Consider the following 1,186-nt stretch of genomic DNA (forward strand, 5'->3'; position numbering starts at 1 on the left):
CCGAAGCAGAGGAGCCCGCACTCGAGATAGCCGCGGAGCTCCTCCTCGACGTATGCCGCAACGGGCCGCTCGGCGCGGTCTCGCCACTCGAGCCAGCTCTCGAGGTTTTCCAAAACGATCTTGTGGAGCGGCGTCTTCTCGGGCCGGCGGCGCTCGTAGCGGCGGGACGGCGCGGGGCCACCGTGCGGGCGGAGGCGAGGCCGCCCGGGAAACTCCGCGGCGGATGCGATCATGGGCGGACCGGGGTGCGGGGATGGTGCGTGATCGCCCGTACACTATTTGGGATCCGCCCCGGATGCGAACCGGCCGCCTGCCCCCCGTGGCTCCGTGTCGCTACACTCGTTCGGCATGGCCGGCCGCAAGCCCCGCAAGCCCACACAACCTTCCCGCCGCCGCAATCGTCGTGCGGAGGCGGCGGCAACGCCGTGGTGGTCGCTCGGACCCCCGGGGCCCGACGAGCCGCTCGATCTTGTCGGCATGGGGATCTTCGACGACCTCCTCGCCGAGATCGTCGCCGAACGGGAATCTCGGATCAGCATCAAGCGCGGCCGGCCCACGAAAAAACAAAAAGCCCTCGACGAGGCCAACGCGCTCGTGGGCGTGGCGGAGGGATTCGAGGGGGAGCGGGCGCGGGAGATCGCCACGAAGGCCCTCGAGCTCTCGCCCGACTGTGCGCTCGCGCACGTGCTGCTGGCCGAGCTCTCTGACGATGCGGACGCCGCCGAAGAGCAGTATCGCCTGGGCGTCGCCGCCGGGGAGCGGGCGCTCGGGGAGGCGGCGATCGAGCGGCACATGGGGGAACTGGGCCGGGTCGTCGAGGCCACGGGATATCTCCGCGCCCGCCGGGGGCTCGCCGAGTGCCTCACGATCCTGGGGCGGCCCGAGGAGGCGATCGCCGAGTGCGAGGCGCTGGCGCGTCTTGACGCCGAAGACCACATCGTGGCCCGGTTCATGCACCTCGACCTCCTCATCAGCCACGGCCGTTTCGCGGCGGCCAAGCAGCTCTGCTACGAGTGCCGCGAGGAAGTGTTTTGCGTCTGGCCGTATGGGCGGGCGCTGATCGCGTTTGGGGAACAGGGCGATACGCCCGCCGCCCGGGAGCTGCTTGCCGAGGCCGGCGTGGTCAATCCCCACGTGCCGCGGCTGTTGCTCTCGGGCCGCGAGTTCGACCCGGGCGGGATGCTCA

Annotated in this window: 2 protein-coding genes; one reads left to right on the forward strand and one right to left on the reverse strand. The window is 71.0% G+C overall.

Annotation, left to right across the window (positions count from 1 at the left end; all coding sequences use genetic code 11):
- On the reverse strand, positions 1-233 hold a 233-nt coding region (locus FJ309_17670), incomplete at its 3' end, for a hypothetical protein (GenBank protein MBM3956403.1).
- 244 nt (positions 234-477) lie between these two features.
- Here FJ309_17670 and FJ309_17675 point away from each other — a divergent pair.
- Positions 478-1,186 (forward strand): hypothetical protein (locus FJ309_17675; GenBank protein MBM3956404.1); only part of this gene is annotated, 709 nt, incomplete at its 3' end.

It is taken from the genome of Planctomycetota bacterium, from assembly GCA_016872555.1.
In the GTDB taxonomy this organism is placed as follows: domain Bacteria; phylum Planctomycetota; class Planctomycetia; order Pirellulales; family UBA1268; genus F1-20-MAGs016.